Source organism: Hymenobacter sp. H14-R3 (assembly GCF_030063445.1).
Classification (GTDB): domain Bacteria; phylum Bacteroidota; class Bacteroidia; order Cytophagales; family Hymenobacteraceae; genus Hymenobacter.
This window is the reverse complement of sequence record NZ_JASITD010000002.1, coordinates 287432-314410: the sequence shown is the minus strand read 5'-3', so window position 1 is coordinate 314410 and position 26979 is coordinate 287432. Positions and strand designations below refer to the sequence as shown.

Sequence of the window (26979 nt, the reverse complement as noted above, 5' to 3'; positions counted from 1 at the left end):
CTCTAAGTCGCTCGTCCCGTGATTTTTAAAAATACGATTTCCAACCTCACGCGCATCCGGCAGGTGGCCGAAGTGCTGCTGCGCTACGGCTTCGAAGACGTGGTAACCACCACGCCCCTGCGCCGCCTCGTGAGCCAGAGCCGCCGCCTGCGCTGGCTCGAAGCCGACGAGCGCCCCGTGTTTCAAACTACGCGTTGGGAGCGTATCCGCTTGATAATCGAGGAGTTGGGTCCCACCTTCATCAAGCTGGCCCAGGCCCTGAGCAACCGCGCCGACCTGCTGCCCCAGGCCCTCATCGACGAGTTTGAGAAGCTGCAAAGCAACGTGCCGCCCTTCCCGGTGGAGGAGGCGCGCCAGATTATCGAAGCCGAGCTGGGCCGCCCGCTGGCCGAAGTATTCGCAGCGTTTGATGATGAGCCGATTGGCTCGGCCAGCATCGGGCAGGTGCACCGGGCGCGGCTACCCAGCGGCGAAGAAGTAGTGGTGAAAATCCAGCGCCCCGGCGTGCGCGAAAAAGTGGAGGGCGACCTGCGCCTGCTGCACGAGCTGGTGCGCCTCACGGCCACCTTTTTGCGCGGCCAGGGCCTCGCCAATCCCCAGGACGTGGTCGATGCCTTCGAGCGCAGCATGACCAAGGAGCTGGACTACACCTCCGAGGCCCGCGCCATGGAGCAGCTGCGCAAGCTCTACGAGCGCTACACTACCTTCTACATCCCCAAGCCCTACCGCGAGCTGAGCACCAGCAAAATTCTGGTTATCGAATTCGTAAATGGCTGTAAGATAACTGATAAGGCCCAGCTGCTGGCCTGGGGCCTCAGCCCCGAAACCGTGGCCGAAACGGGCATGGACATCTACCTGACCCAGATATTCGAGTTCGGGTTTTTTCACGCCGACCCGCACCCCGGCAACGTGCTGGTGCGCCCCGATGGCACGCTGGTGCTCATCGACTTTGGTATGGTGGGCAAGCTCACCAAGCAGCAGAAATACGCCTTCGCGGGCGTGTTCATTGGTATGGCCCGGCAGGATGCGCGCAGCATGGCCCTCAACTTCCGGCGCCTGGCCATCAGCAGCGACATCCCCGACATGCGCACTTTCGAGGCCGACCTCAGCCTGCTCATCGAAGACTTCGTGGTGCTCGACGTTAAGGACATGAGTATGAACGACTTGGCTGATTCGCTCCAGGGCATCATCTACCAGTATAAGCTGCAAGTACCGGGCGCAGTGTTCCTCATTTTGCGGGCGCTGGTTATCCTGGAAGGTATCGGCAAGGTGCTGCACCCCAATTTCAACACCTTCGAGTTTGTGCGGCCCTACGGGGCCAAGATTTTGCGCGAGCAGTACTCGCCCGAGAACATCCTCAGCGAGGCCGAGTACACGGGCACCCAACTGCTGGCCCTGCTGCAAACGCTGCCCATCGACCTGCGCCAAATCATGCGCAAAATCAGCAAAGGCGAGCTGCGCGTGAAGGTCGAGCTGAGCGGCTACACCAGCCTGCTGCGCGTGGCCGACCGCCTCGTCACGCGCACCATCCTGGCCCTGCTCACGCTGGGTACGCTGCTGTTTGCGGGCCTGAGCCTGCTGGGCCATTATTCGGCCGCCATGCCCTACTACCGCGGCCTGCCCGTTATCACCTGGTACAGCCTCGGAGCTACTGCGTTTCTGACGCTGCTGCTGACGCTGCCGCGCCGCGCCCGGCGTGAGTAGGCGCTTTGCCGTAACTTGGAGCTATGACCCCGACGAGGCCCGTGATTACCGACATTTCGCAGCTCGATTTGAGCCAGTCGTACACCTACGCCGACTACCTGAGCTGGAAGTTCAGCGAGTACGTAGAATTAATCCGCGGAAAAATATTCCGGAAAATGTCGGCCCCGGTTTCGGCCCACCAGATAATTTCTGGTAACTTATCCGGTGAGCTTTACGTGCACCTGAAAAGAAAGCAGTGCCGGGCTTTTGCCGCGCCCTTCGATGTACGCCTGCTGCGCAGCTCGGGCAATGGCGATGCCCAGATTCGGACGGTGGTGCAGCCCGACCTGTGCGTAGTCTGCGACCCCGCCAAGATTGACGCGCGCGGCTGTCTGGGCGCGCCCGATTGGATTATCGAAATTATTTTGCCCAGCACGGCGTGCCTCGACACGGCCACCAAATTTGATTTGTACGCCGAAAACGACGTGACGGAATACTGGCTGGTTTTCCCGCTCGATAAAATAATTCAGGCCTTCGTGCGCAGTGAGCAAGGGGAATACGTGCTGGTAAATTCGTACGAGCAGTCTGGCCCGATACCCAGCCACACCCTGTCGGAATTAACGCTGGAGTGGGCCGATATTTTTGACGGCGTCGATTAGTTGGGCGTTGTCTGTTGCTGCTGCGCTGCCGCTGCGGCGTGTCTCGCCCGCACCCACTCGCACAGGCTGGCCGGGGCCAGCGCCTCCACCTCCGGCCCGTAGCTGAGTAAGTAGTTCCATGGACAGCTCATGGGTAGGATACACGCGTAGCGCCAGTCGGATTTCGTCCTCACTTTGCACCAGCACCCGCTGCGACGCGTGCAGTGTGGGAGCATAGCGCTACTACTTCCTGCGGGTCTGCATCTTGCGGCCGTGGGTCTGTTACCAAGTAGCCCAATGCCGAAGGCTCCAAAGGTGACTACTTACCGCGCCAAACCGCGTCGTTTTCACTGGGCCCCAAAATTATTCTTCCGCGCCCGGCACGCGCCAACGGCCGCCAAGCCGTTATTTTGTCTAACTGACACGCCTGCGCCGGTCGAATCCGCGAAATCCGCGCAATCAGTCTAAATCTGCGATTTATGAAATTGTTCAAGTCTGCCGACCTTATCCGCAAAAGCAAGTATATCAGCCGCGATTTGAGCTGGCTGCGCTTCAACTACCGGGTGCTCGACCAGGCCAAGGACCCCAGCCGCTCGCTGTTTGACAAGCTGCGGTTTATGAGCATCACCAGCTCCAACCTCGACGAGTTTTTCATGATTCGGGTAGGCTCGCTTTATAACTACCTCGACTACGGCAAGGAGCGCGTCGATTACTCGGGCATGCGCGAATTGCCGTTTCGGCGCAAGCTGCTCGACTTTGCGCACCGCTTTGTTAACGACCAGTCGCTCATCTACTTAAATGAGCTGAAGCCGCAGTTTGAGAAGCAGGGTTTCAGCATCCGGCGGGTGGAGGAGCTGACCGAGATTGAGCTGAAAAAGGTGGAAGGCTACTTCAAAAACACCGTTTTCCCGCTGCTCACGCCCATGGTGTACGACTCGTACCACGGCTTTCCGCTGCTCATGAACCAGGTGCTGGCGTTTGGCGTGGTCACGCGCGAAAAGGCGGCCGGCGAGGGCGTGCCCGTGTCGGCCACGCCCGACGTGGAGAAGGGCCAGGAGCGCCTCACCTTCGTGCAGATTCCGCAGAACCTGACTCGGTTTTTTGAAATCACGCGCAAAGACCGGGTGGTGTTCGTGCCCATCGAGGAAATTGTGCGGGCCAACCTGCACAAGCTGTTTCGCAACGTGGAGATTGTGTCGGCCGACTTGTTCCGGGCCACCCGCAACGGCGATTTTACGCTGGAAGAATCGGAAGACATCGACAGCGATTTTATTAAGGAAATACAAACCGGCCTCAAAACGCGCAAGCGCGGCCGGGTGGTGCGCGTGGAGGTCGAGCCCGACGCCTCGCCCTACCTGATGAGCATTCTGCGCGAGCGCTGGAATATCGACAATGGCAACATCTTCGTTATCCCGGTGTTGCTGGATATGAAGGGGTTGAACCAGATTTTGCGCTACCCAAGCTTCAAGGGTAAGGGGGCTAAGCTGCCCGCGTCGGTGCTGCCATTGAGCCTGCCTGAGGGCGCCGAGGACAACATGTTCGAGTACCTCAAGCACCACGACGTGCTGTTGCACCACCCCTATAATTCAATTGAGCCCGTGGTGCGGCTACTGGAGCGCGCCGCCGAAGACCCGCACGTGCTGGGCATCAAGCAAACGATTTACCGGCTGGCCGAAGACTCGCGCGTGAGCGCCGCTTTGCTGAAGGCTGCCGAGAATGGCAAGCACGTATCGGTGCTGTTTGAGGTGAAGGCACGCTTCGATGAGGAGCGCAACATTCGGGAGGGGGCGCGGCTCGAAAAGGCCGGCTGCTTCGTCATCTACGGCGTGGGTAAGTACAAGACCCACACCAAGATGCTGATGATTATCAGGAAGGAAGGCGAGAAGGTGACGCGCTACGTGCACATCGGCTCGGGCAACTACAACGAGCAAACCTCGCGCCTCTACACCGACCTGAGCATGCTCACCACCAACGACACGTATGGCCACGATGTGTCGGAGTTTTTCAACGTAATCACCGGCCACTCGCAGCCCGACGATTACGAGTACCTCATTACGGCCCCGCGCGACATGCGCCAGCAGCTTATCCACCTGGTGCGCGAGGAGGCTAAAAACGCTAAGAAAGGTCTGCCCAGCGGTATCGTAATAAAAATGAACTCCCTGGAAGATAGAGAGTTGATTGATGAGTTTTACAAGGCCAGCCGGGCGGGTGTGCCCATCCGGTTCATTGTGCGGGGCATTTGCTGCCTGCGGCCGGGCCGGGCCGGGCTGAGCGAAAACATCGAGGTGAAGAGCATCGTGGGCGAGTACCTGGAGCACGCCCGGCTGCTGTACTTCCACCACGGCGGCGAGGCGCGCCTCTACGCCGGTTCGGCCGATGCCATGGTGCGCTCGTTTGACCGCCGCATTGAGGCGCTGTTTTTGATTGCCAACCCGCAGCTGCGCCGCGAGGCTATTCTCATCTTGCAGCTCAATCTGCTTGATAATCAGAACAGTTACCTCATGCGGGAAGATGGCGCCTACATCAGCCAGCGGCCCAACTCCGGCGAGCCGGCCATCAACATTCACCGCGACTTTTACCGCCGCCCCGACGAGGCCCAGCTAGCCCAGGCCACCCCCGAAGGCCTGCTGGCCCTGCTGCACGACCAAACCGCCAAGCGCCGCCAGCTAGTAGCTGACGAAGCTGCCGCTGCCGCTGTGGCCGTGGTAGCCCCGGCCATAGAAGAGGGCGACGACTTTGGGCAGGGCGAAACAATTACGGATGCCGAAATAGCCCAGGAAGCTGATATGGCGGCCACGGTAGTGGATGAGTAGGGCCGCCCGTCCTTGCGAGCGCAAAGCAGTGGAGCGCTCGCAAGGACGGATTGCTACACCAGCGGCCCGTTTTCCACGTCGGCCACTGGTAGGATACTGGGGTGCACGGTGGGGCTGATTTCGTCGAAAAACTGCTCGAAAAGTGCCTGTAACATCCCGTCTTTCAGGCCGATATCGGGCACAATCATGCTGCTGACGTTGGCCCAATCCATGGCGGCGAGGTAGATGTGGCCGGCGGGCACAATCACATCGGCGCGGTCGGGGTTGAGCATGGCCACATTCACGCGCTCGGTCATGGTCATGGCCCCGAGGCGGTCGAGAATGGCCTGCACGCTGCGCTTGTTCACGGGCTTGTTGGGCGCGGCCGGCGACATACTGTAAATCTTGTTGATGTTGCCGCCCGTGCCAATGGCGCGGGTTACGTGGTAGCGGCGGGCGTTTTCGCGCACCCAGGCCTCCATGCGCTGCCACAGGCCGTTCATCTCCTCCACGGTGCGGCCGCTTTCTTCCTGCTGCATGCGCCGGATGGAGCCGATTTCGAACGACTGCGCGGCCACCTTGCGGCGGTCGTGGTAGATGTTGAACTCGGTGCTGCCGCCGCCCACATCAATGTGCAGGTAGTGGCGATTATCCTCCAGCACGTGCTCGATTACCCGGTTGATGTATGCGGCTTCGTCTTGGCCATCAATTACTTGAATGTTTAGCCCCAGCTCCTCCCGCACGCGCGCGGCCACGGCTGCGCCGTTGGCGGCGGTGCGCATGGCCGAGGTAGCGCAAATGAGATGGTGCGATACCTCGTGCACCTCCATCAAGAGCTTGAGCGAGTGCAGAAACTTGACGAACTTGTCGGCCTTGCGCGGCGGAATTTCGCCGGTGGCGAATACGTCTTCGCCCAGGCGCAGCGGGTAGCGCACGTACTCGACGCGCTTGAGACGGTAGCGGCCGTTAAAAAAAAGCACGGCCGAAATCTGGCAGCGCACGGCGTTTGAGCCAATATCGATGGCGGCGAGCTTGGTAAGCTGATACTCCATGGTGCAAAGCTAACCGCAGATTCAAACGGATTAAACGGATTTCGCAGATACGCCCGCTGCGCGGACTGATTACGCGGGCGTACGCGCTTGGTGGGCAGCTTGGTGCCCGCGTAGCGGGCGCATTTGCGCAACCTGTGGAGTTGGGCGTTGGTTGAGGAACTGCTCAAGCGCTTCGCTCAAGCTCAGTGGTACGCCAGGGCAAGTACTGTGCACGGCCGGCTGACTGGGTAATAAATTGTTATAACTAATTGATAATCAAGTAGTATTGTTACTGAATGCTGCCGGTAGCGTAGTGGTTAAGTACCGCTCCCACAGTTGGTGCGCCAGGGCATCGCAAAACGGCTTTTGGCTGGCCAGCAGGTCGGCATATACAAGTAGGGGGGGTACGCAGCGCGGGTCGGTCGGCGCGAAGCAGGCGGCAGGCGCAAAGGCGTTGAGGATTTCAAGCTGACCCTGGGTGTTTGGCACCAGGTCAAGCTGCTTAATTAATTGGCTGCGAGGTGATTGGCTGTATAGCGTCAGGCTGCTTGGCACGGCCGACGTTTGCAGGAGTAGGTGCGCGGCCGCTTCGCCACTCCACAGGCATTCGGCCGGCAGGGCTTGCTGGTACCACCTGGCCAGCGTAGCGGGGTTGCGGGGGCTGTAGCGGTGCGCGTTCAGGCGGGAGCGCAGCGTTTTGGCGTACCGGGCAAGCCAGTAGTGAGCAGGAACTGGCAAGCACAGCTTGCTGCCCGCCAGGTTGGTGTTTTCTTGCCAAAAGCCTTGCTCTGCAAGGCTACGCAGTACCCGCCGCACCAAGAGCACAGGCAGCTGCGCATGAGCCGCCAGCTTGGGCACGGCATAAGTAGACAGGGCGGGCTCCAGCACTAGCTGAAACAACAGCCGCAACTGCTGCACCTGCAGCGCCGGGCTGATAACGGCGGGCCTGGGAGCCCTGGGCGGGGCGCAGCCCTGCACGCTCACCAGCAAGCCAGGGTGCCGGAGCCATGCATTACCCACGGCATCAGCGTAGTACTGGCCCTGCGCGCGCAGCTGCGCGCCAAGCTTGCTCGATACGTAGTCGTACACCAGCAGGGTGGGGTACTTCGCAGAGGCTGGGTCGGGGGCGGGCGGCTCCGTGGCGGCGGCGGGCCGCGTGGCCAATAGGCAAAGGGCGGAGCCTATCTGCCAGAGCTGCGCACCGGCGGCCACCGCGGCCTGCGGCATAATGAGCGTAGCCAGATTACGCTGCAAGCACTGGCGTACCTGCTCAAGCAGTGCACTGGAAGAGGGGGAAATCAACGTGGGCAACAGGGGAAAAACCAGGCGGCGGCGAGGCGGCAGCTACCAAAAAAAAAGCCAAAGCTGTGCACCAGCCCTGGCTTCTATTATTATATCTTATTTATAACTAACTGCTAGCCAATAAGTTAGTATTCTGTGTTCTGCGGGTCAAAGTTAGTCCAGGTCGCCAGCCAGCTGGTGGCTCCAGCGGCGTTGGGGTCAGCAAAAGCCCCGATGTAGTTGACTTTGGTGAAGAAGGAATCCGTGAGCTTGTCATCGGTGAAGCTGGCCGGCACGGCGGGTGCGGTAGCCGGCGACACGGTTACGATGGGCGAGCCCGTGCGGGGCAGGAAGCTCGGGGCCGTCAGATTGAAGGGGTTGAGCAGCTGCACGTTGTCGGCCGTAACGTAGCGGCGATTGACGTTGGCGGCCACCTTCAGCCAGGTAAGCGGCCCCACGGCCGCGCCCCAGGCGGAGGAGTCGGCGCTCATAACGCTGTTTATGGTGAGGCTACCGGCCCCGCCGGTTGGCCCTACGTAGAGGATGCTGCGCTGGCCGGCCGTGGAGTTGGACCCTACCAAGGAGCCGGCTACGATGTTGTTTTTAAACCGGGCATCGCCGCGGGCAATGGCGCCCGCCGTGGGGGCCCCGTCGATGAGGATGCCCGTGGGGTAGCCCATTATTACCGAGTTCATAATGCTCAAGGCCGAGTTGCGGCGGATGTGCGCGCCCGCCGTGTACTGCGGGCTGTAGTTGGCGGCACCTGGGTTCAGGATGGGCCCCACCGCCGTAACGTTGGAGAACACGGCCGAAGTCTGGGGCAGGTTGGCCGAAGCGTTGGAGTCGTTATCCGACTCAAACGCCTTGGAGCCCGACTGGTCAGCCTGCAAGGGGTCGCGCAGCGACACGGCGAATTGAATTTTGCCCGAGAAGCCGTTATCGGTATCGAAGTCGTCGTCGAACGTGCGATGGGCTACCAGGTACTTGGCGTTCACTGTGCCACCAAACCATTCAAATGCATCATCGCCCGAGTACGACACCTGGATGTGGTCCATGACGGTGCCGCTGCCCACGGCGGCCAGCGTAAGGCCATTTACTTCGTTATTGGGCGAGAAAGCTACCCCGCCAAACTCCAGGCGCACGTATTGCAGCGTGCCCGAATTGTCGGCAGCGTTGGTGCCGCCAAACTTGGTGGTGGGGCCGCCCTCGATGGTTGGCAGCGTGGTGCCCACGATGGAATTGACGGGCGCGTTGCCGGCAATGATGAGGCCGCCCCAGTCGCCGTAGTTGCGCGAGCCCTTGGGCTGGTTGGAGGTAAAAACGATGGGCTTATCAACGGTGCCCACGGCTATAATCTTGGCCCCGGGCTCGATAATGAGGGCCCCTTTGGTGTCCTTATCCCCCTTGATGATGGTGCCGGGCTCAATGGTGAGCGTGACGCCGCTGCGCACGTACACGTAGCCCTTGAGCAGGTACTTATTGCTGGCCGTCCAGGTGGTGTTGGTGGTGATACCTACTGTCCCTGTTTCTACCGTTACTGTAGTGCCGGTGGGCGTGGTGGGCGTAGGGGGGGTGGTGGTGCCGCCGCCGGTGGTATTGGGAGCGGGGGTAATGTCCTTCTTTTCGCACGAGGCCATGAACAGCAGCGTGATAAGCGAGCCTGCGGAGAGGATATTCTTTTTCATCAGAAAAGGAAGAAAGGGAGGTAATGAAGGCGAGAGGAGGAAGCGTTGAAAGGCAGCTTAGGGCAGCGGCGTGGCTGGGCGGGGCTCCAGGCTAAAGCGCAGACCCACTGTGTAATAGGTGCCCCGCTTGTAGTGGGTGAGCGACGGGTCGTCGGCCGTGTATTTCTGGTCGCGGTTGTAGTCCTGCACCAGGTTCACGGGCTGGTTGAACAGGTCCTGAATGCCCGCGTTCAGCGAGAAGCGGGAGGTAATCGTCTTGGTCAGCGACAGGTCTACCGTCTGGCGGGGGCGTTCCACCACGTCGGGGTACTGGTCGCTGCCGGCAAACAGGATGCGCGGCCCAAACACGTTGTAGAGCGCCGTTACCTGCCACGCGTTGTCGGGGGTGTTGAAGTACAGGCCGCCGTTGAACACGTAGGGCGACTGGCCTTGCAGGGCGCGCTTGCTGTTCCAGGCCACGATGCCATCGCCGAGCGTCACCTGGCTTTTAATGAGCGAGGCGTTGAATACTACCGAGAGGTTGCGCAGCGCCTCGTTTGCAAAGCCCAGGTTCTTTTTCAAGTCCAGTTCCACCCCGTAGGCGTAGGCGCTCGGCGCATTGGCAAAGGTGTAGGCCAGGTTGGAGGTCAACACCACCACGTTTTCGATGGGGTTCTGGAAGTTTTTGTAGAACGCGCCAATGTGCACCAGCTCGCCGGCCGAGGGGTACCACTCATAGCGCAGGTCGAAGTTGTCGATGGTGGCAACTTTGAGCGGGCTATCCGGGGTGAGGTACAACGAGCCGTAATTCAGCACGTTAAAGTCAAAGTCGTAGTAAAAGAACGGAGCGGCTTCGCGAAACTCGGGCCGGTTGAGGCTCCGGCCGTAGGAGGCGCGCACCAGGTTGGTCGCGTTGAGGTTGTAGCTCAGGTTGGCCGAGGGCAACACGAAATTGGTGGTCACATCCTGGCTCACCGGCTGGCCGTTGAGGCCCGTCGTAATGGACTGCACGTTGCGCTCGTAGCGGGCCCCGGTCACCAGCTTTAGCTGCTCGGTGAAGGGAATGTTAAGTGATAAGTAGCCGGCTTTCAGCTCGTTGTGAGCGTTGTAGCGGTAGGTCGAGTTCAGGTCCTCATCCACGCGCCACCCGTTGGAGCCGATGTTGCCCGGCGAAAAAATATTGCCCACGTCCTCGTTGCGAAGGCCCGCCACGCCGCCCGTAGTGAGCGAGTAGCCAAAGGCGCGGGCGTCGAAGCCGCGGCGGCGGTACTCCAGGTAGGTGCCGGCCCCGATTTCAACCTGGCGGCCCGCCACGTCTACGGTGCGCTTCAGGTTGGCATTGACGGTGAAAATGTGCTCGCTGAGTTTCTGGTACAGCCGGCCCGCGTTGTTAACGTCTACCTGGCCGGCGGCCGGCGTGAGCACGGTTTGCGTTTCGGGTGCGGCATCAGAGCCCGGCGTAATCTGGTACGATACGCGGCGCAAATCGGGCTCATTGCGGGCCGAGTAGCCATAGCCGCCCACCCAGTCGAAGTGCGTTTTATCATCGGCCGAGAGGTGGGTGCCCGCCAGCTGGCCGGTGTAGGTGGTGCGGCCCTGGTAGCCTTGCAGGTAGCTGCGGCGGTTAAGAATGCCGCTATCGTCGCGGCCATCGCGCGTTACCTGCTGGTTGCGCGACTGCTGGCTGAACAAATTGCGCAACTCCAGCCGCCCCCCATGGGGCAGCACGAGGCTGAAATTCTGGATAGCCCCGAGCCGGATGTTGTTCGTCGATTGGTCGTCGCGAAACTGGTCGGTGCGCTGCCCCGCGCCATCAAACAGGTTGCGGCTGATGTTGAAATGCGTGTAGGTGTTGGTGTAGTTGAGCGATGACACGCTGCCAATTGCCAGCCCGCCAATGGTGAGCTGGTCGAGGTACGAGGCATTGAAGCGGATGTCGGGCATCGCCTTCATCTTGTAGACGGCGAAGTTGTTGTCGAGCTGCTTGGCGTAGAAATCGCGCTCGTACTGCTGGTAGGCCGTGCTGAGCTGAGGCATCCCGTTCGGCAGGTCGCGCTTGGCAGCCCCGAAGCCAAACGCGTCGCCCGCCTGGGGCTTATCGGAGTAAAAGTCCTTGCCCGTGGTGCCCTGGCGATAGCCCGAAGAGTAGTTAACCGTGAGCTGGCGCTCGTTGAACACCGGCTTGCGCAGGTACACTTTTACCAGGCCCCCGGCAAAGTCGCCGGGTAGCTCGGGCGAGGGGTCTTTGAATACCAGCACCCGGTCGATGAGCGAGCTGGGCACAATGTCGAATGAAAACGACTTGCGGTCCGTCTCCGAGCTGGGGGCAGTTACGTCGTTGAGCCACACCGCGTTGTAGCGGTCGCTCAAGCCCCGAATCTGGATAAAGCGGTTATCCACAATCGTGACGCCGGGAATGCGCCGCACCACTTCGGCCGCATCGCGGTCCTGGGTTTTCACGATTTGCTCCGACGAAATACCGCTCACCACCACGTTGGCCTGCCGGATTTCGTTAATCACCGATACCTCCGTGTTGGTGCGCCGCACGCCGCTCACTACTACCTCGTCAAGCTGCTGGTTGTCGGCCTCAAGCTTGCCGTTGACAACGGTCGTTTTACCGGCAACGACGGCCACTTGCTGCACCGTTACCGTTTTGTAGGACACCGAGGAAATGCGCAGCGTGTATTCCCCGACCGGTACTTTAGTGAGTAGAAAAACGCCTTTCACATCGGTGGGTCCCGCAATGGTGGTGTTTTCTAGGTGGGCAGTGCCCCCAATAATGGGCTCCTGGGTTTTGGCATCCTTAAAGGTGCCCTGAATGCTGCCCGTGCCTTGCGCCGCAGCGCTAGCCAACGACCCAACGCACAATAAGAAAGCTAAAACAAGCTTGGTAATAGGGTCTTGCATAATGGGTGCAAAATTCCCCCGCACCTATTTCGCTAATATAACGGCCGTGTTACCAAATGAATTTAGCATGAAACCGCCATTTTTGCTTCCCACTTGCACGTGGGTACTCCCCAAAAACCAGACGGTCAAGGCGGGTTAGCTTGGCCCGGCAATGTGCCCCGGTTGCTCAGGCCAACCCCGGCGGCTCGGGGGCAAGCCTACTGCCCGAGCGCCGGTTGAGCGCTTGTGGGGAAAGGTAGCAACCCCTTTTTTAGCGCTCCAAAGAGCAGGTTAGCGCCGCCGAGCTACGCTTCTATATCTGGCTCCCCGGGTTTGGGCATGGCTGCGCGGGCCTGCTGCCCCGCAACTGTCCTGCTGGCCCCTTCTCAAGCAGCCACGGCCCCACCAACGACCAACCCCCCCCCGCAACTTGCGCGCGGCGCGGGGATTGGTGGTTGGCCGGGGCTTGGTACGTAAATTATTGATAAATAATAAGTTAGCTAAACAGCTTACTCGCCCGGCGCTGCGATGCCCAGGGCCTGTAAGTTGGCCGCGTACTTGTCGTAGATGACGCGCAGGTCGGCATTGTGCTTGGTGGCATCCACGCCCTGGCTCACGTTGGCCGAATGGAAGCGGTGCAGGTGGCTGTAGTGCGGGCACAGCACGGGCAGGTGGCCGGCCAGCAAAAAGCGCACATAGAGGTCCAGGTCTTCGGCCATGGCCAGTTCGGCGTCGTAGCCGCCCACGGCATCGAGCAGCGCCTTGCTGTAGCACACATTGCCCTGAATGAAGTGCTCGGCCCGGAAAATGGCGGTGAGCATGGCCGTGGGCGAGTCAAATTGCCAGGCGTAATAATCCTCGCTGGGCAGGTAGCGAGCCTGCTCGTCTACGCGCAGGAAATCGGCTACCAGCCAGGGCCGGCCGGGGTGGGCCTCAATCTGGGCGGCGTAGTGGTAGAGGGTGCGCTGCAGCAGCAGGTCGTCGTCGTCGAGGGGCACCACCCAGGCGTCGGCGGGCGTATGCTGGCTCAGCTCGTTGCGGGCAAAGCCGGGGCGCTTGGGGTCGGGGTGCTGCCAGTGGCGCAGCGGCGGGTAGGGCTGGGCGGCGGCAGCGGCGAGCACGGCGGCGGTGCCATCGTCGGGGCCATTCTGGTAAAGCAGGTGCTCGAAAGAAAAATCAAGCGGACCCGTGATGCTGGCCCGCACGCTGGCAATGGTTTCGGGCAGCAGGGCGCGCCGCTGGTGGGTGGGGGTAATTACTGAAAAATGCATTAGCTCCTCTTTCGGATTAGGCGGCCCAAAAGTTACGCCGCCACTCCGGCACCAGGCAGTAGTGGCTGCACTTTACGGGGCTGGCGGGTGTTGAGAAGTACCACCCGACTCGCCACCAGGGTGCTTTATTTTGGCTGCTGCATCTAACGCTTATTTTTTGGTAAAATACTGACTATAAGGCCAGTATAATTAGTAAGCAGTTGCGCTAACGCAGCCCGGCGCCCGGCGGCGCATGGGCGCTGGCCTAGCCGCCGGCTGTTGCGCTGGCCCGGGGGTTACTTTCAGCGGCCGACCTCACTTTTTATTTAACTACTCATTCTATGCTGCTCGTTTTTCTTGGATTTATTGTGTTGATAGTGGGCCTGAATGCCGGCCGTTATTCAGAGGGTTTGGGGCGCTGGCGCAACGGCCTTCTGGTACTGGGCGGGGGGCTATTGGTGCTGGGCGTGGCCTTTAGCACGGTGGTGCAGGTGGGCGTGGGCCAAGTGGGCGTGCAAACGCTGTTTGGGCAGCCCCAGCAGCGGGTGCTGCCGCCCGGCCTGAGCGTGGTGAACCCGCTGGTAGACGTGACGCGCTTCGACACCCGCACCCAGAACTACACCATGTCGGCGGTGCGCACTGAGGGCCAGCAGGCCGGCGACGATGCCATCCGGGTGCTCTCGGCCGACGGCCTGGAGGTGGTCATCGACCTCACCGTGCTCTACCACGTGGTGTCCAGCGAAGCGCCCAAAATCCTGGCTACCATTGGCGAAGACTACCAGGATAAGGTGGTGCGCGCCCTGGCCCGCACCCGCATCCGCGACAACGCCGTGTACTACGACGCGGTGGCGCTGTATTCGACGCGCCGCGAGGAGTTTCAGACCCGCATCCTGGCCGCCATCGAGAAGGATTTTAACAGTAACGGCCTCAAGCTTGACCAGCTGCTTATTCGCAATATTCAGCTGCCCGAGTCGGTGAAACGCAGCATCGAGAGCAAAATTTCGGCCGAGCAGGATGCCCAGAAAATGGAGTTTGTGGTGCAAAAGGAAAAGCAGGAGGCCGAGCGCAAGCGCGTAGAGGCTCAGGGCATTGCCGATTACCAGCGCATTGTGAATACCCAGCTGAGCGACAAGCTGTTGCAGTACGAGTCTATCAAGGCGCAGCAGGCCATCGCTACCTCTCCCAATGCCAAGGTCATCATCATGGGCGGCAAGGGTACGCCGCAGATGCTGATTGGGGATAAGTAAGAAGCAACCCACCTTGCGGGGCTGCCCCGGCCGGCCGGGGCGAGCTGGCCGGCCGGTTAGCGTTGCGCAAGCTCAGCCACAACAACGACAAGCGGCCGGCCGGCCGGAGGCAAGCAAAAAGAACGCCTTACTGTAGGGCAGAGCCTATGCGGATAGCCTTTTAGCGAGAAGTTCTGAGCAGGACGGCCTGGATATGAGGTTAGAGTGATTCCGGAGTTCATATACAGAATTAAAAATGATAAATCTGGCTGTCAGATTTATCATTTATCATTTTTAATTCATTCCGAAAGAGTACACCAACTTGGGAACGGCTCTATCAGTCCGGTATCACTACCGCGCCGGCACCGCGCTGGTTTCCTTGCGCTCGCCAATCTGCTGGCGCCACATGGCGTAGTACAACCCTTTCTGCTCCAGTAGCTCGTTGTGGCGGCCGGCCTCGGCCACCTGCCCGCGCTCCAATACGAAGATGCGGTCGGCGTGCAAAATCGTGCTCAGGCGGTGGGCGATGAGCACGGTAATGTGCTGGCGTGAGCCCGAAAGCTCGCGCACCGTGCGGCCGATTTCCTCCTCCGTGAGCGAGTCGAGGGCCGAAGTGGCCTCATCAAACACCAGCAGCGTGGGATGGCGCAGCAGGGCGCGGGCAATGCTGAGGCGCTGCTTTTCGCCGCCGCTCACCTTCACGCCGCCTTCGCCAAGCACGGTGTCTAGGCCCTTGGGGGCGCGGGCCAGCAGGCCATCGGCTGCGGCCTGGTGCAGGGCGTGCAGGCACTCCTCGTCGGTGGCTTGCGGGGCCACGAAGCGCAGGTTTTCGCGGATGGTGCCGGCAAACAGCTGCGTATCCTGCGTAACGAAGCCAATTTGCTCGCGCAGCTGGTCAAGGTCTACCTGCGCGCTGGGAATGTTGTTGTAGAGAATCTCGCCCGAGAGGGGCGGGTAGAGGCCCACCAGCAGCTTCACGAGCGTGGTTTTGCCCGAGCCGCTGGGGCCCACAAAGGCAATGGTTTCGCCGAGCTTGGCCCCGAACGAAATGTCCGACAGGGCCGGCACCGGGGCCGTGAGGTGCTTGAAGGTAACGTGGTCGAAGGCCAAGGTTTCGATGCGGTTAACGGCCTGCGGGTGGGCCGGCTTCACATCGCGCGGGGTGTCTAGAATCGTCTGGAAATTGCCCAGCGAAATCTGGGTCTCGCGGTAGGTGCCGATGATGGTACCCAGCTCTTGCAGCGGCCCGAAGATGGAGAACGAGTAGATGAAGAACGAGAAAAACTCGCCCAGGCTAATGTGGTTTTGCACACGCAAGTACAAGAGCATCAAGATGATGATATTGCGCAGCAGGTTTACAAACGTGCCCTGCACAAAGCTCAGCGAGCGCAGGTAGCGCACCTTGCGCAGCTCCAGCTTCAGGATTTTATCGGTGATGCCGTTCAGGCGCTCGGTTTCCTGCTGGGCCAGGCCCAGGCTTTTAATGAGCTCAATGTTGCGCAGGCTCTCGGTGGTGGAGCCGGCCAGGGCCGTGGTTTCGCCCACAATGGTCTTCTGAATGACCTTGATTTTCTTGCTGAGCGCAAAGCTCAGAATGCCCAGCAGCGGAATAGTGATGAAGTAGCCCAGCGCAATGGGCCAGTACACAGTAATGGCGTACCACATCACGAAGATGATGCCCACCAGCGCCGTAAACAGCACATTGACAAAGCTTTGAATCAGCTTCTCCACATCAAGGCGCACCTTCTGGAGCTTGCCCAGGGTCTCGCCCGAGCGCTGGTCCTCAAACACCTGGTAGGGCAGGTCGAGCGAGTGGCGCAGGCCGTCGGAATACATGGTGGCCCCCAGCCGCTGGGTAATCACGTTGACGTAGTAGTCCTGAAAGTTTTTGGCAATGCGGCTCACCATGGCCACGCCCAGCATCATGCCGATGTAGGGAATGGCTTCCCAGAAAAACGGCCAGAACGGCACCAGCCGCAGCCCGCTCAGCGCCCCGGTGCGCGGCACAAAGTGGTCGACCAGCTTGCGAAATAAGTAAGGGTCGAGCAGCGAAAAAACCTGGTTGACGGCCGCCAGCACCAAAGCCAATACTAGTAGGGGCCAGTAGCGCCGTAGGTAAGAATAGAGAAGTTGCATAACACGAGTGCGCCGGGCCTCACGGCCCGGCAGCAAGCTAAAAAGTGGCGCTGGCTGGCCAGCGCCGTGTAAAAAAGATAAACTGGTTGGCCAACGGCGCGGGCCGGCGCAGCTGCGGCAACACTAGTAGCAACTACTTCGCAATTAATTGAACAACAGGCTATTAAGTATTTATACGAGTGGCGCACCGTGGCTGGCACTAGCCGGCTGGTGTTGCCCAGCGCCACGGCACCCGCAAGGAAGTAGGCAAACCAACCGGGCAAGTACCTGCCGCTAAAGCTGGTTGTAGGGGCCTCAACGCACAACGCTTTGTTGAGGCCTGGGGCAGTAAGTGCAAAGGTAAGTCGGCCCTGCAAAACCTAGACAAGGGTATTGCGGGCAGCAGCAACTGGGGTGCGCGAAGAAGGGGTAAGCGTAAGAAACTAACCCACTCCTGCGTGAATAGTTGCCACGGGCCCAAAGGAGGGCGCCGGTTTTTTGCTGCCGCCTGCCACCCAGGGCGCGCGCCAGCTGCACGGCGGCGCAGGTCGGAGCGGCGGGCCAACAGGCCAACGGAAATACGCAGCAGGCTAAATTTTAAACTCTTACCTTAATCTTGTTCGTCGGTGAGCGCGCTGCGCAGTGGAGCGCGGTCAGCTTTCCTGGTCGTCCTCGGCACTGGGTTAGTAGCCCTGGCATGCGGGGCAGCCTGCCGCGCCTCACTGCGCAGCGCACGCACTAACAAACGAGGGCTGGCCCCACTTACTTAGCCAGCGGCGACGACACGTGGGGGGCTTCGGGGTCTGTTGGTGCGGGGCTTGGCGGGCGGGGGGCCGGCCGGAGTTTTGGGCCTGGGGGCCAAGCGGGTGCTCACGGCCAGGCCCTCGGTGAGGTTTTCGGTGAGGTTTTCGGTGGGGTTGCTAACGAGCAGCTTGCCGCCCTTCAGGCCCTGCGTCATTCCCACGGCCGCCACTTTGGGGTCGATGCCCAGCACCAGCGCATTGGCCGAAATAAGAATGCTGCGCGCAGTCCGGGGCAGGCAGAAACGCACCTACGCATACACGCCGGGGTGCAGCAAGCGCTGCTGGCGGTGGTTGGGCAGCACCACCCCGGTGCGCCGCGTACGGGTTTAGTCGTCAAGGGCTTCCGCATTGTGGGCCACCCGGCCCCCAAATGGCTTAGTAGGAAACTTGGGCACCAACACACTGGCTCGCAGCCCGCGCCGAATGCCGGGCACGAAGTTTTGGGGCACGTCCACGAAAGCGCGCAGCGTGTCGGCTTGCTCCACCTTAAACAACTGGGCGCCAGTGGTATTGCCGCCAGTTACGAGGGTGCCTGTTTCCGCGTTGCGTTGCGCTGCGTTGCAATGCCGTCGAATGGGGCAGTTACCTGGCGGTAGCTGCGCTAGTCTTACAGCTGCCGCACCACTGCCTACTGGGCCTTGCCCACGTCCAGCTCCTACTTGAAAATAGCCCCCACAGGCTCCTGCTGTTGATGCGGCCGTAGAAGCTGCGCGCCAGGCGCAGGTTGGCCTGGGCCTGGGCAATCTGCTGAGTCTACCTCGGGTGCGGCAATGGTGGCCAACCCCTGGCTCTTACGCACGCGCTGGCCGATGTCGGCCGTCCAGCTCGGCCCAAAACCATTGACGCGGGCAAAGGCAAAGGGTTCGTGGTTGGCGGGCAGTGTTATAGTGGTATCGGGCGCGGCTTGGGCGCCCTGCACCACGGCCAGCCCCGGCCGAATCAAGGCGTCTGCCGTGGTAAACAGGTTCGGCTCGCCCAGCGTTTCCGAGCTGCGTGAGGCTTTGGCAATGGGCACGCTGGAGGCCGAGTAGCGGATAATGAGCGGCGGCGTGATGCCCGGCGGCACCCGCAGCAGCGTTAGTGAAATGGCTGTGAACTGGCCCCCGCCCGCGTCGGGGGTGGCCCCCGGCTGGGAGAATGCCTTTATCAGGCCAATGCCTTTAAGACTCTGGCTCTCAAACTACTCAATATTGGTAACGGTAGTGGTGAAAGCCCGCTCGTTGGGAATTACGATGCGTTGGTTCAGCTCCTGGGGCGCAATGCCGGCGTAGGTTTAGATAACGCCCACTACCAGCATGGGAATGTCGGGGAGGATATCGACCGCTATGCGCTGAATCGTCAGCACGCCGCCAATGAGAATCAGCAGCGCCATCACTACGAAGATGTAAGGCTGTGCCAGGGCCAACCGAACTATTCGTATACGCTATGCTCTGGGTGAAGGCTTGCGGTGCTCGTTCAACCGATAAACCCCACGGCCCTAGCCCGAATTCTGCACTACAAACTACTTGCAATGAGGATGGTTGTACTGCGGCCCATAAGTAGCCAGCCAGCTAATAGGTTCATTGATAGTATGTTAGCTAACTACTAGCTGCGAAGAGTACGGCGGCAGGAAGAACGGCAACGGGTAGCATTGTGCGGTAACCAACACGGAGCCAGGCAGCAGGAGCCTGGGCTGCAAGCTACCCACGGCATTGCAGAGTGGGTACTAAGCTGCTTAAAAATAGCCAACGCAACAAGCAAAAAAAGAGCCTCTCCCAATTGGGAGAGGCTCTTTTAAAGACTGAGCTTATGGCTAACTAGTAGCGGTAAACTTTGTCAGCGTTGTTGGTTTTGAACTGCTCTTCGAAGTACTTGGCATCTTCGGCGTTGCGCGGCTTTACACCCATCACAATACCGCCGTTCTTGATGCCCTGCTCGTACTCAGCGGCATGCTCCTCGGGAATACCCGAGCCTACCAAGGCACCTACCAGGCCACCCGTGAGGCCACCTGCACCGGCACCAGCCAAAGCTGCGGCCAGCGGGCCAGCGATAATCAGGCCGAGGCCCGGCAGCGCTACCGACGTGCCAATGGCGGCGATAGCACCAATGATGGCACCAGCAGTGCCACCAATAGCAGAGCCTACGCCCGCACCTTCCATCGCCTTGTCGCCCAACTCAGTGCGCTCAGCATCGTACTCATCATTGAACTGGCTCTTGCGGGTGTCATCCGACATCATCAAATGCACATCGTCTTTGTGGTAGCCGCGCTCGTGCATCGACTGGTAAGCCTTCTCGGCGCTGCTGCGGTCGCGGAAGATACCGCTCGTAGTGCTGCCGTCTTTGTAGTCGTAGCTGTCGTTTTCGCCAGTGAAGGCATCCTTCACGGCGTGGGCAGCGCGGTCAGTTGTGTTTTGCACGGCATCAACGCCGCGGCCTACTGCAGCACCGGTAGTGCCTGCTACGTTTGCGCCTTTTTGGGTAGCGCTAAAGTCGTCGCCGGGGCGGGTGTCCGAGTCAGTGCCGTTGGTAGGCGAGGCAGCAGGAGCTGCTCCTTCGGTGGTGTTGTTATAATCAGTGCCGCCAGCGTAGCTGGTGCTCTCGTTGCTAAGGTTACCGCTGTTGCCAAGGCCGGTGCCCGTGTTGCTGGTACCGTAGTTGGCGCCTGCGCCAGTGCCTGAATTCATCGGGTTGTTTGAATCGTTGGTGCTCATCGGAAAAGAAGTAGGTGTTAAGAATAAATCGGCAAGCAAGCAAGTGCTTGGCCTTTGGTAGCTAAACGGGGGTAAGGGAGCGCAGGTTACGTAGCTGGCCCAGCTAGTAGCTGGCAGGAGCACCTCCGGCAGTATAAAGCAAAAAATAAGCCCCAACCTTAGTTGGAGCTTATTGCTTTACTATTAATAAGTTGAGCTGATAAAATTACTCGGCTGCTACTTCGCGAGCAAACTGCGCATAGTTGTCTTCATTTTGCCAGAAAGCGCGACATTCTTTTATCAGGTCCTTCAGGAAGTTTTCATCTTGCTTAAGAGTGCGCCACTCGCCCATGCCCAGGCGCTCGCAAAGCTTATAAAAGTTATCACCCTGGCCCTTGGAGCCTTGCACACGAACCAAGCTGCTCAGAATGGGCCGGCCCGCGGCGTGCTCGGCAGTAGATATTTCAGTCAGAATCTCGTTGAGGCGCGACTTCTCGTGCGAGATGTCGAGGTTCAGGCCCAGCTCAGATTCTTGCACCAGCGTGAGGTAACTGACCGTGCCGGCTTGTTGGCGAGCGTAGCGGATGAGGTAGTGACGGAGGCGAATAATCATAGACAAACGGGCGGCTCCGACGCTAGCGAATGGCTAGCGGGGCCTTTGTTTTTACGAAAAAGGGTGGGACTTAGATTGCCCAACCCCAACTAGCAGCTCGCAAACGCGTTTTTTGCCAGCCGGTTAGGGAGAAGTAGGTTATTCTACCAAAAATCGGGCCTACGTTGCAAAAATCTCCATCCTGCCCCAAAAAATACCTCGCTACCGGCCCTGGCGGCGGCGCAGCTCCTTTTGGATAAGCAAGAACTCGCGGCTGCTTTGGCCCGCAATGGCCGTGTTTTCGTTGGCGCGGCGCAGCAGGTAGGGCATCACGGCGCCCACCGGGCCATAGGGCACGTACTTGGCGGTGTGGTAGCCGGCGTGGGCCAGGTTGTAGCTCAGGTTGTCGCTCATGCCGTAGAGCTGGGCAAACCACACGCGCTCATCGCCGGGGGCAAGGCCCGCCTGCTGCATCAGCTGCGTGAGCAGCAGCGAGCTGGCCTCGTTGTGGGTACCCGCGCACAGGCTGATGCGGTCCACGTGCTGCACGCAGTAGCGCAGGCTCTCATTATAGAGGTCGTCGGTGGCCTGCTTGCTGGGGTTGATGGGGGTGGCGTGGCCGCGCTGCTGGGCCACGCGGGCCTCCTTTTCCATGTAGGCCCCGCGCACCAGCTTCACGCCCACGTAGTAGTTGGCTTGCGCGGCGCGGTCGTGGGCAGCTTGCAGCGCCTCCAGGCGGTCGTGGCGGTAGAGCTGGTAGGTGTTCCAGACAATGGCGCGCTCGTCGTTGTAGCGCCGCATCATGTCCTCGGCCAGCTCATCAATGGTGTGCTGAAACCAGCTTTCCTCGGCATCCACAAACAGGCGCACGCCGTGCTTGTGGGCGCTGGCACACAGGGCATCGAGGCGCTGCTGGCCGCGGTCGAAGCTGGCCTGCTCGGGCGCGGTGAGGGCGGTGCCAGCCTGCTTCTTTTCGAGTAAGGCGGTGGGCATCAGGCCCGTTACCTTAAAGACCGAGAACGGGATGTTGGGCGTGGTGGCGGCTATGGCGATGGTGGCCAGAATCTCGTCGCGGGTGTGGTCGAAGCTGCGGTCGTTGCCGGTGCCCTCCACCGAATAGTCGAGGATGGTGCCGATGTGGTAGCGGCCCAGCTCGGCAATCACCGGCTTGCACTCGGCAATGGTTTCGCCGCCGCAAAACTGCTTGAAAATGCTGTGCTTGATGAGAAACCTGGTGCCCGGGAAGTTCAGCTTGAGGGCCGACTGCATGAGGCCGCCGCCGGCTTTTACCAGGCTATTATTGTTCATAGCCGCAAACAGGGCGTACATCTTGCGCAGTTCGCCGTCCGACTTGGCTTCGAAGGCAATGCGGGTGTCTTCAAATGAGATGGGGGCCACAGGTGGCGCGGGCACGGCGGAAGGGGCGGACATGGGAAACGGGTGGGGGAGGGGCTGGAAGAGACGAGTGTGCGAAGATACGGCCGCCTTCCAAAAACCCTGTTCGGGCCAGGTTAGTTACTTTTGTACTTTAATGTAGCGTGGACTCTGCGGAGTCCGCGCGTACGCAACGATAGCAACCACCCAGCCGTCCCCACGCGCAGACTCGCAGAGCCCGCGCCACCCCCCGTTAATGGAAAATACTGCTACCGCCGACACGTACTTCACCCGTCGGCTGGCCACTAAGGGCCACCCCATCATCATTGCCGGCCCCTGCTCGGCCGAGTCGGAAGAGCAGGTGCTCACCGTGGCCCGCGCCCTCAAGGCCGCCGGCCAGGCCGATATGTACCGCGCCGGCATCTGGAAGCCGCGCACCAAGCCCGGCGGGTTTGAGGGCATGGGCACCGCCGCGCTGCCCTGGCTGCAAGCCGCCCGCCAGGAAACCGGCCTGCCCATGTGCATTGAGGTGGCCACGCCCAAGCACGTGGAAGAAGCCCTGAAGCACGGTATCGACGTGCTCTGGATTGGGGCGCGCACCACCGTGAACCCCTTCGCGGTGCAGGAGTTGGCCGACGCGCTGGCCGGCACCGGCACGCCGGTGATGGTTAAAAACCCCGTCAACCCCGACCTCGCGCTCTGGATTGGGGCACTGGAGCGGCTAGAGCGGGCCGGCATTACCGACCTGGCGGCTATTCACCGCGGGTTCAGCACGTTTGAGCCCTCGCGCTACCGCAATGCGCCCACCTGGGCCATTCCGATTGAGCTGAAAACCCGCTACCCGCAGCTGCCGCTCCTCAACGACCCCAGCCACATTGGCGGCGCGCGCGATTTGCTGCTGCCCATCGCCCAAAAGGCGCTGGACCTTGACTACGACGGCCTCATCATTGAGACGCACCCCGACCCCGACCACGCCCTCAGCGATGCCGCCCAGCAGGTGACGCCCGCCCGCCTCCAGGAGATACTGAGCGAGCTGAAGTATCGCTACCGCAGCTCCAACAACGTGGACTACCGCAACAAGGCCGAGGAGCTGCGCCAGAAAATGGACACCGCCGACCACGAAATTCTCGAAATGCTGGCCCGCCGCATGGCCCTCATTCAGGAGCTGGCCGAGTACAAGAAGGAAAACAATGTGAAGATTTTGCAGCTGGAGCGCTGGCAGGAAATCTTCAAGACCCGCCCCGAGTGGGGCCGCAAGCTCAACATCGACGAAAAATTTGTGGGCGAGCTCTACAAGCTCATCCACATCGAAAGTATCCGGCAGCAAACGGTCGTGCTCAACGGCCGCTCCGTTGATGAGGAGGTGAACCTGGGCCCCGGCCTGTGAGTCTGGCCCTCGCCTTTACTCAAAAGCCCTTCCGGCCACGTGGCCGGAAGGGCTTTTGAGTAATTGCCCATCCATTTTGGCGCTTTGCAAGTGGGGCACACCCGCGGCTACTGGCGGGTGTAGGTATACTTGGGGCCGTCGGCCGCGCTACACTGGTCGATGACGAGGGTGTTGCTGGTCAGCGTGTAGGCACCTTCCGGGACGTAGGTGTTGGGGGTGCTGGCGGTGAGCGTAATAATCGGCTCGCTGGTGCCACCCCCGCAGTTGCTGCCCTGGCCCGTGGCGTAGGTGCCCTCGGCCGCGAGCACCTTATTGCGGTACAGCTTGAAGTGCTGGCTGGCATCGAAGGTGACCGACTCGTTGGGCAAGGGGTAATTGGGGGGGCAGTTGCACTGGTAGGCGGTTACGCGCCAGCTGCCCACCAGCGTGGTGCCCTGCGCGGCCTCCGGCTCGGGCGAGCTGGCGGTGCGCTGGCAACCGGCGAGGCCGGTAACTAACAGGAGCAAGGAGAGGGGCTTAGTCATGGGAAAGGAAAAGATTGGTTACTCGGCTACCCAGTGGTATTTCTCCTCCGAGCCGCCATCGAGGCACACCGACTCGCCGGTGAGCAGCAGCGTTTGCTGGCCGCCCTGCTGGCTGAGGGTGTATAGCTTACGCGCATCGTTGGGCAGGGTAGCTTCTTCGGTAGTAAAAACGAGCAGCGGCACCGGGCTCACCGAGCCGCAGGGCGCGGGCGTGCCCATGGTGAGCTGGTAGCTGGTTTGGTAGTCGGGCTGGCCGCTGCGGCGCAGCATGAGTTGGCCTTCGGGGCGAAAGGTAAGCTGCCGCGAATACCCTTCCGTGGCCGGCGTGCGCAGGCCCGCAAACGAGCCGGTGGTGTCCCATTCCCAGTGCCCGGTGGCCATGGCCAGCTCGTCGTAGCTGGCGGGCCGAATGTCGGCTTCGTCCTGGCAGCTGGTGGCGAGCTGGGTGGTGAGCAGCAACGTGGCGAAGAGCAGTAGTCGGTTCATAGAAGCAAAGTAAGGATGCAAGCAACGGGGTATAGCTGAAGGGAGCGCCAATCGGCGAAAACAGTTGCACCCCGCCGGGCTTACCTAAAGCGGCATGGGTCGCCCGGCCTTTTCTTTGCACTCGTCACACTTCCGTTGCTGTACCCTTGACTAACCCGCCCACCATCGGCCCCGCGGCCCTGCCCGCCCTGGCCGAGCTGCTGCGCCAGGCCCCGCCGAGCCGCCTGTTTGTGCTGGCCGATGCCAATACCGCCCGCGACTGCTACCCCTTGCTGCGCGCGCAGCTGCCCGCCCACGAGCTGCTGGTCATCGAAGCTGGTGAAGTGTATAAAACTCTGACAACCTGTGAGATAGTCTGGAGCTGGCTCACCGGGAACCAGGCCGACCGCCACGCGCTGCTCGTGTGCCTGGGCGGCGGCGTAGTCACGGATTTGGGCGGCTTTTGCGCCGCCACCTACAAGCGCGGCCTGCGCTGCGTAGGCGTGCCCACCACCCTGCTGGCCCAAGTAGATGCGGCCATAGGCGGCAAAACGGGCGTTGATTTCCAGGGGTTTAAAAACCACATCGGCGTGTTTCAGGAGCCGGAAGCGGTGTTTATGGAGCCCACTTTTCTGGCCACGCTGCCGGCCGGCGAGCTGCGCTCGGGCTACGCCGAGGTTATCAAGCACGCCCTCATTGCCGACGCGGAAGCTTTTGCCGCCCTGCACGGGCTGGCCGTGGCCGCCGTGCCCGACTGGACGCCCATCATCCGCCATTCAGTCGCCATCAAAGAAGCCATTGTGGCCCAAGACCCGCACGAAAGCGGCCCCCGCAAACTGCTCAACTTTGGCCACACCGTGGGCCACGCCCTCGAAAGCTACCTGCTGGCCCAGCCCGGCCGCGCCGTGCGCCACGGCGAAGCCGTGGCGGCGGGCCTGGTGTGCGAGAGCTGGCTCTCGGCCCAGCGCGGCCTGCTCAGCGCCGAGGAGCTGGCGCAGGTGCGCGCCGTGGTGGAGCTGTCGTTTGAGAAGCTGCAATTCAATGCTAGTGAGCTGGATGAGATTGCCGCCTACGCGTTGCACGACAAGAAAAACCGGGGCCACGTTATTAAGTGCACGCTGTTGCGTGGGCTGGGCCACGGCATTTTTGACCAACCTGTGACGCTAGCGGAGATTAAGGATTCGCTGCGGGCATATGCCGCGTAGGGTAAGCTGAAGCTTACTCTACATATCAACGGCAAGCTGAAGCTTACCGCACATTTTATATGACCAACCAACCTTTGCACTGGCCGGGTGGCCCTTTGAGCGGCACGGCCCACCTGCCCGCTTCCAAAAGCGAGGCCAACCGTGCCCTGCTGCTTCAGCGCCTGGCCGGCGGCGGCACGCTCAGTAACCTTTCCGAAGCCAACGACACTGTGCTAATGGCCCGCCTGCTGGGCCAGGCCGCCACCACCAACCACCTCGACGCCGAAGATGCCGGCACCGTGATGCGCTTTATGACGGCCTACCTGGCCGTAACCGGCTGGCGCGGCACCCTCACTGGCGCGGCCCGCATGAAGCAGCGGCCCATCGGCATTCTAGTGGAGGCGCTGCGTACGCTGGGCGCCGAAATCGGGTATGCCGAAAAGGAAAACTACCCGCCGCTCACGTTTGGCGGCCAAGCGTTGGTGGCCCGTGGCCCGCAAACCGAGCTAGCCGTGCGCGGCGACATCAGCAGCCAGTACATTTCGGCGCTGCTGCTGGTGGGGCCCACACTGCCCGGTGGCCTGCGCCTGCGCCTGACCGGCGACATTGGCTCGCGCCCCTACATCCGCATGACGCTGAGCCTGATGCGGCACTTTGGGGCCACGGCCACCGAGCTGCCCGGCGAAGTAATCGCGGTAGCGCCCGGCGGCTACCGCCCGGCCGACTACGCGGTGGAGAGCGACTGGTCGGCGGCCAGCTACTGGTACGCGCTGGTGGCGCTGGCCCCGGCGGGCTCGGCCATCGAGCTGCCCGGCCTGCGGCAGGAGTCGTGGCAGGGCGACCACGTTGTTCAGGACATTATGCGGCCGCTGGGCGTCAGCACCGAGTTTTTGGCCGATGGGAGCGGGGTGCGCCTCACCCAAACGGCCCTGGCCCCCGCGCCGGCCACCTACGCGCCCCTCGACTTCACCGATTGCCCCGACCTGGCCCAAACCGTGGCCGTGGTAGCGGCCGCCCTGGGCCGCCCGCTGCGCCTGAGCGGCCTGCACAGCCTGCGCATCAAGGAAACCGACCGCATCGCGGCCATCCAGACCGAGCTGCGCAAGTTTGGGGCCGATATGCCCGAGGTAGCGCCCGGCGTGTTCGAGGTGCAGCCGGGCAGCTTTAAAGTTGACGGCCAAGTAGTTGCTACCTATGAAGACCACCGCATGGCCATGGCATTTGCGCCGCTGGCCATGCGCGGGCCGCTGCTGGTGCACGAGCCGCAGGTAGTGCGCAAGTCGTACCCCAGCTTCTGGCGGGCGCTGGCGGCCGCGGGCATGGTAGTGGATTGATTTGACCTTTTTATTAAGTGGTTCATAACCTGATTGTTAAGTTAGCTTTCGTGCCCCAGTCCGCCGGCGCAGCCGGCCGAC

At 61.1% G+C, this 26979-nt stretch carries 22 protein-coding genes; 7 read left to right on the top strand and 15 right to left on the bottom strand.

The window, feature by feature from the left end:
* The first annotated feature begins 18 nt into the window (after positions 1-18).
* Both QMK33_RS03375 and QMK33_RS03370 read left to right on the top strand, forming a co-directional pair.
* The gene (locus QMK33_RS03375; protein WP_283563135.1) at positions 19-1704 is read left to right on the top strand and encodes an ABC1 kinase family protein; all 1686 of its coding nucleotides are present in this window, start codon (positions 19-21) and stop codon (positions 1702-1704) included.
* Between the two features lie 23 nt (positions 1705-1727).
* Complete coding sequence (locus QMK33_RS03370) at positions 1728-2342, top strand: Uma2 family endonuclease (protein ID WP_283563134.1); 615 nt, start codon at positions 1728-1730, stop codon at positions 2340-2342.
* Here QMK33_RS03370 and QMK33_RS03365 read toward each other — a convergent pair.
* The gene (locus QMK33_RS03365; protein WP_283563133.1) at positions 2339-2473 is read right to left on the bottom strand and encodes a WCX domain-containing protein; all 135 of its coding nucleotides are present in this window, start codon (positions 2471-2473) and stop codon (positions 2339-2341) included. The genes QMK33_RS03370 and QMK33_RS03365 overlap by 4 nt on opposite strands.
* 327 nt (positions 2474-2800) lie before the next feature.
* Between QMK33_RS03365 and ppk1 the strand changes: the two genes are divergently transcribed.
* Positions 2801-5134 carry a polyphosphate kinase 1 gene (gene ppk1, locus QMK33_RS03360; RefSeq protein ID WP_283563132.1) on the top strand — a complete coding sequence of 778 codons (2334 nt, stop codon included), beginning with the start codon at positions 2801-2803 and terminating at the stop codon, positions 5132-5134.
* A 53-nt stretch (positions 5135-5187) separates the two neighbouring features.
* On the opposite strand, the gene QMK33_RS03355 is transcribed toward ppk1, so the two are convergent.
* The 5 genes from QMK33_RS03355 to QMK33_RS03335 form a co-directional block, all read right to left on the bottom strand.
* Positions 5188-6165: a Ppx/GppA phosphatase family protein gene (locus QMK33_RS03355; RefSeq protein WP_283563131.1), complete on the bottom strand. Its 978-nt coding sequence runs from the start codon at positions 6163-6165 to the stop codon at positions 5188-5190.
* Between the two features lie 255 nt (positions 6166-6420).
* Entirely contained in the window at positions 6421-7371 is a 951-nt protein-coding gene (locus QMK33_RS03350; protein ID WP_283563130.1) for a type IV toxin-antitoxin system AbiEi family antitoxin, read from the bottom strand.
* A 200-nt stretch (positions 7372-7571) separates the two neighbouring features.
* Positions 7572-9110, bottom strand: coding sequence for a beta-helix domain-containing protein (locus QMK33_RS03345; RefSeq protein WP_283563129.1), 1539 nt, complete (start codon positions 9108-9110; stop codon positions 7572-7574).
* A 57-nt stretch (positions 9111-9167) separates the two neighbouring features.
* Positions 9168-11942, bottom strand: a complete 2775-nt coding sequence (locus tag QMK33_RS03340) for a TonB-dependent receptor (protein WP_283563128.1) — start codon at positions 11940-11942, stop codon at positions 9168-9170.
* 542 nt (positions 11943-12484) lie between these two features.
* Complete coding sequence (locus QMK33_RS03335; protein ID WP_283563127.1) at positions 12485-13246, bottom strand: glycosyltransferase family 2 protein; 762 nt, start codon at positions 13244-13246, stop codon at positions 12485-12487.
* Positions 13247-13566: 320 nt separating this feature from the next.
* On the opposite strand from QMK33_RS03335, the gene QMK33_RS03330 reads away from it, so the two are divergent.
* A complete protein-coding gene (locus QMK33_RS03330) occupies positions 13567-14472 on the top strand; it encodes a prohibitin family protein (RefSeq protein WP_283563126.1) in 906 nt (301 codons plus the stop codon).
* A gap of 330 nt (positions 14473-14802) precedes the next feature.
* Here the strand turns inward: QMK33_RS03330 and QMK33_RS03325 are convergent, their stop codons facing one another.
* The 7 genes from QMK33_RS03325 to QMK33_RS03295 form a co-directional block, all read right to left on the bottom strand.
* A complete protein-coding gene (locus QMK33_RS03325) occupies positions 14803-16587 on the bottom strand; it encodes an ABC transporter ATP-binding protein (RefSeq protein ID WP_283563125.1) in 1785 nt (594 codons plus the stop codon).
* Positions 16588-17332: 745 nt separating this feature from the next.
* Positions 17333-17617 (bottom strand): hypothetical protein, encoded by a 285-nt coding sequence (locus QMK33_RS03320; RefSeq protein WP_283563124.1) that lies wholly within the window; start codon positions 17615-17617, stop codon positions 17333-17335.
* A gap of 78 nt (positions 17618-17695) precedes the next feature.
* On the bottom strand, positions 17696-17854 hold the full coding sequence (locus tag QMK33_RS03315) for a hypothetical protein (protein WP_283563123.1): 159 nt from the start codon (positions 17852-17854) through the stop codon (positions 17696-17698).
* A 170-nt stretch (positions 17855-18024) separates the two neighbouring features.
* Positions 18025-18435: a hypothetical protein gene (locus QMK33_RS03310; protein ID WP_283563122.1), complete on the bottom strand. Its 411-nt coding sequence runs from the start codon at positions 18433-18435 to the stop codon at positions 18025-18027.
* Positions 18436-19165: 730 nt separating this feature from the next.
* A complete protein-coding gene (locus tag QMK33_RS23465; RefSeq protein WP_349361671.1) occupies positions 19166-20059 on the bottom strand; it encodes a hypothetical protein in 894 nt (297 codons plus the stop codon).
* Positions 20060-20264: 205 nt separating this feature from the next.
* Positions 20265-20651, bottom strand: a complete 387-nt coding sequence (locus QMK33_RS03300; protein WP_283563121.1) for a hypothetical protein — start codon at positions 20649-20651, stop codon at positions 20265-20267.
* A 201-nt stretch (positions 20652-20852) separates the two neighbouring features.
* Positions 20853-22061 carry a proline dehydrogenase family protein gene (locus tag QMK33_RS03295; protein ID WP_283563120.1) on the bottom strand — a complete coding sequence of 403 codons (1209 nt, stop codon included), beginning with the start codon at positions 22059-22061 and terminating at the stop codon, positions 20853-20855.
* Between the two features lie 199 nt (positions 22062-22260).
* On the opposite strand from QMK33_RS03295, the gene QMK33_RS03290 reads away from it, so the two are divergent.
* Complete coding sequence (locus tag QMK33_RS03290) at positions 22261-23391, top strand: chorismate mutase (RefSeq protein ID WP_283563119.1); 1131 nt, start codon at positions 22261-22263, stop codon at positions 23389-23391.
* A gap of 107 nt (positions 23392-23498) precedes the next feature.
* On the opposite strand, the gene QMK33_RS03285 is transcribed toward QMK33_RS03290, so the two are convergent.
* A complete protein-coding gene (locus QMK33_RS03285; RefSeq protein WP_283563118.1) occupies positions 23499-23915 on the bottom strand; it encodes a hypothetical protein in 417 nt (138 codons plus the stop codon).
* Positions 23916-23933: 18 nt separating this feature from the next.
* Positions 23934-24401, bottom strand: a complete 468-nt coding sequence (locus tag QMK33_RS03280) for a hypothetical protein (protein ID WP_283563117.1) — start codon at positions 24399-24401, stop codon at positions 23934-23936.
* 146 nt (positions 24402-24547) lie between these two features.
* On the opposite strand from QMK33_RS03280, the gene aroB reads away from it, so the two are divergent.
* Together aroB and QMK33_RS03270 are read left to right on the top strand one after the other, a co-directional pair.
* Positions 24548-25585 (top strand): 3-dehydroquinate synthase, encoded by a 1038-nt coding sequence (gene aroB, locus QMK33_RS03275; protein ID WP_283563116.1) that lies wholly within the window; start codon positions 24548-24550, stop codon positions 25583-25585.
* Positions 25586-25644: 59 nt separating this feature from the next.
* Positions 25645-26898, top strand: coding sequence for a 3-phosphoshikimate 1-carboxyvinyltransferase (locus QMK33_RS03270; RefSeq protein ID WP_283563115.1), 1254 nt, complete (start codon positions 25645-25647; stop codon positions 26896-26898).
* Positions 26899-26979: the final 81 nt, after the last annotated feature.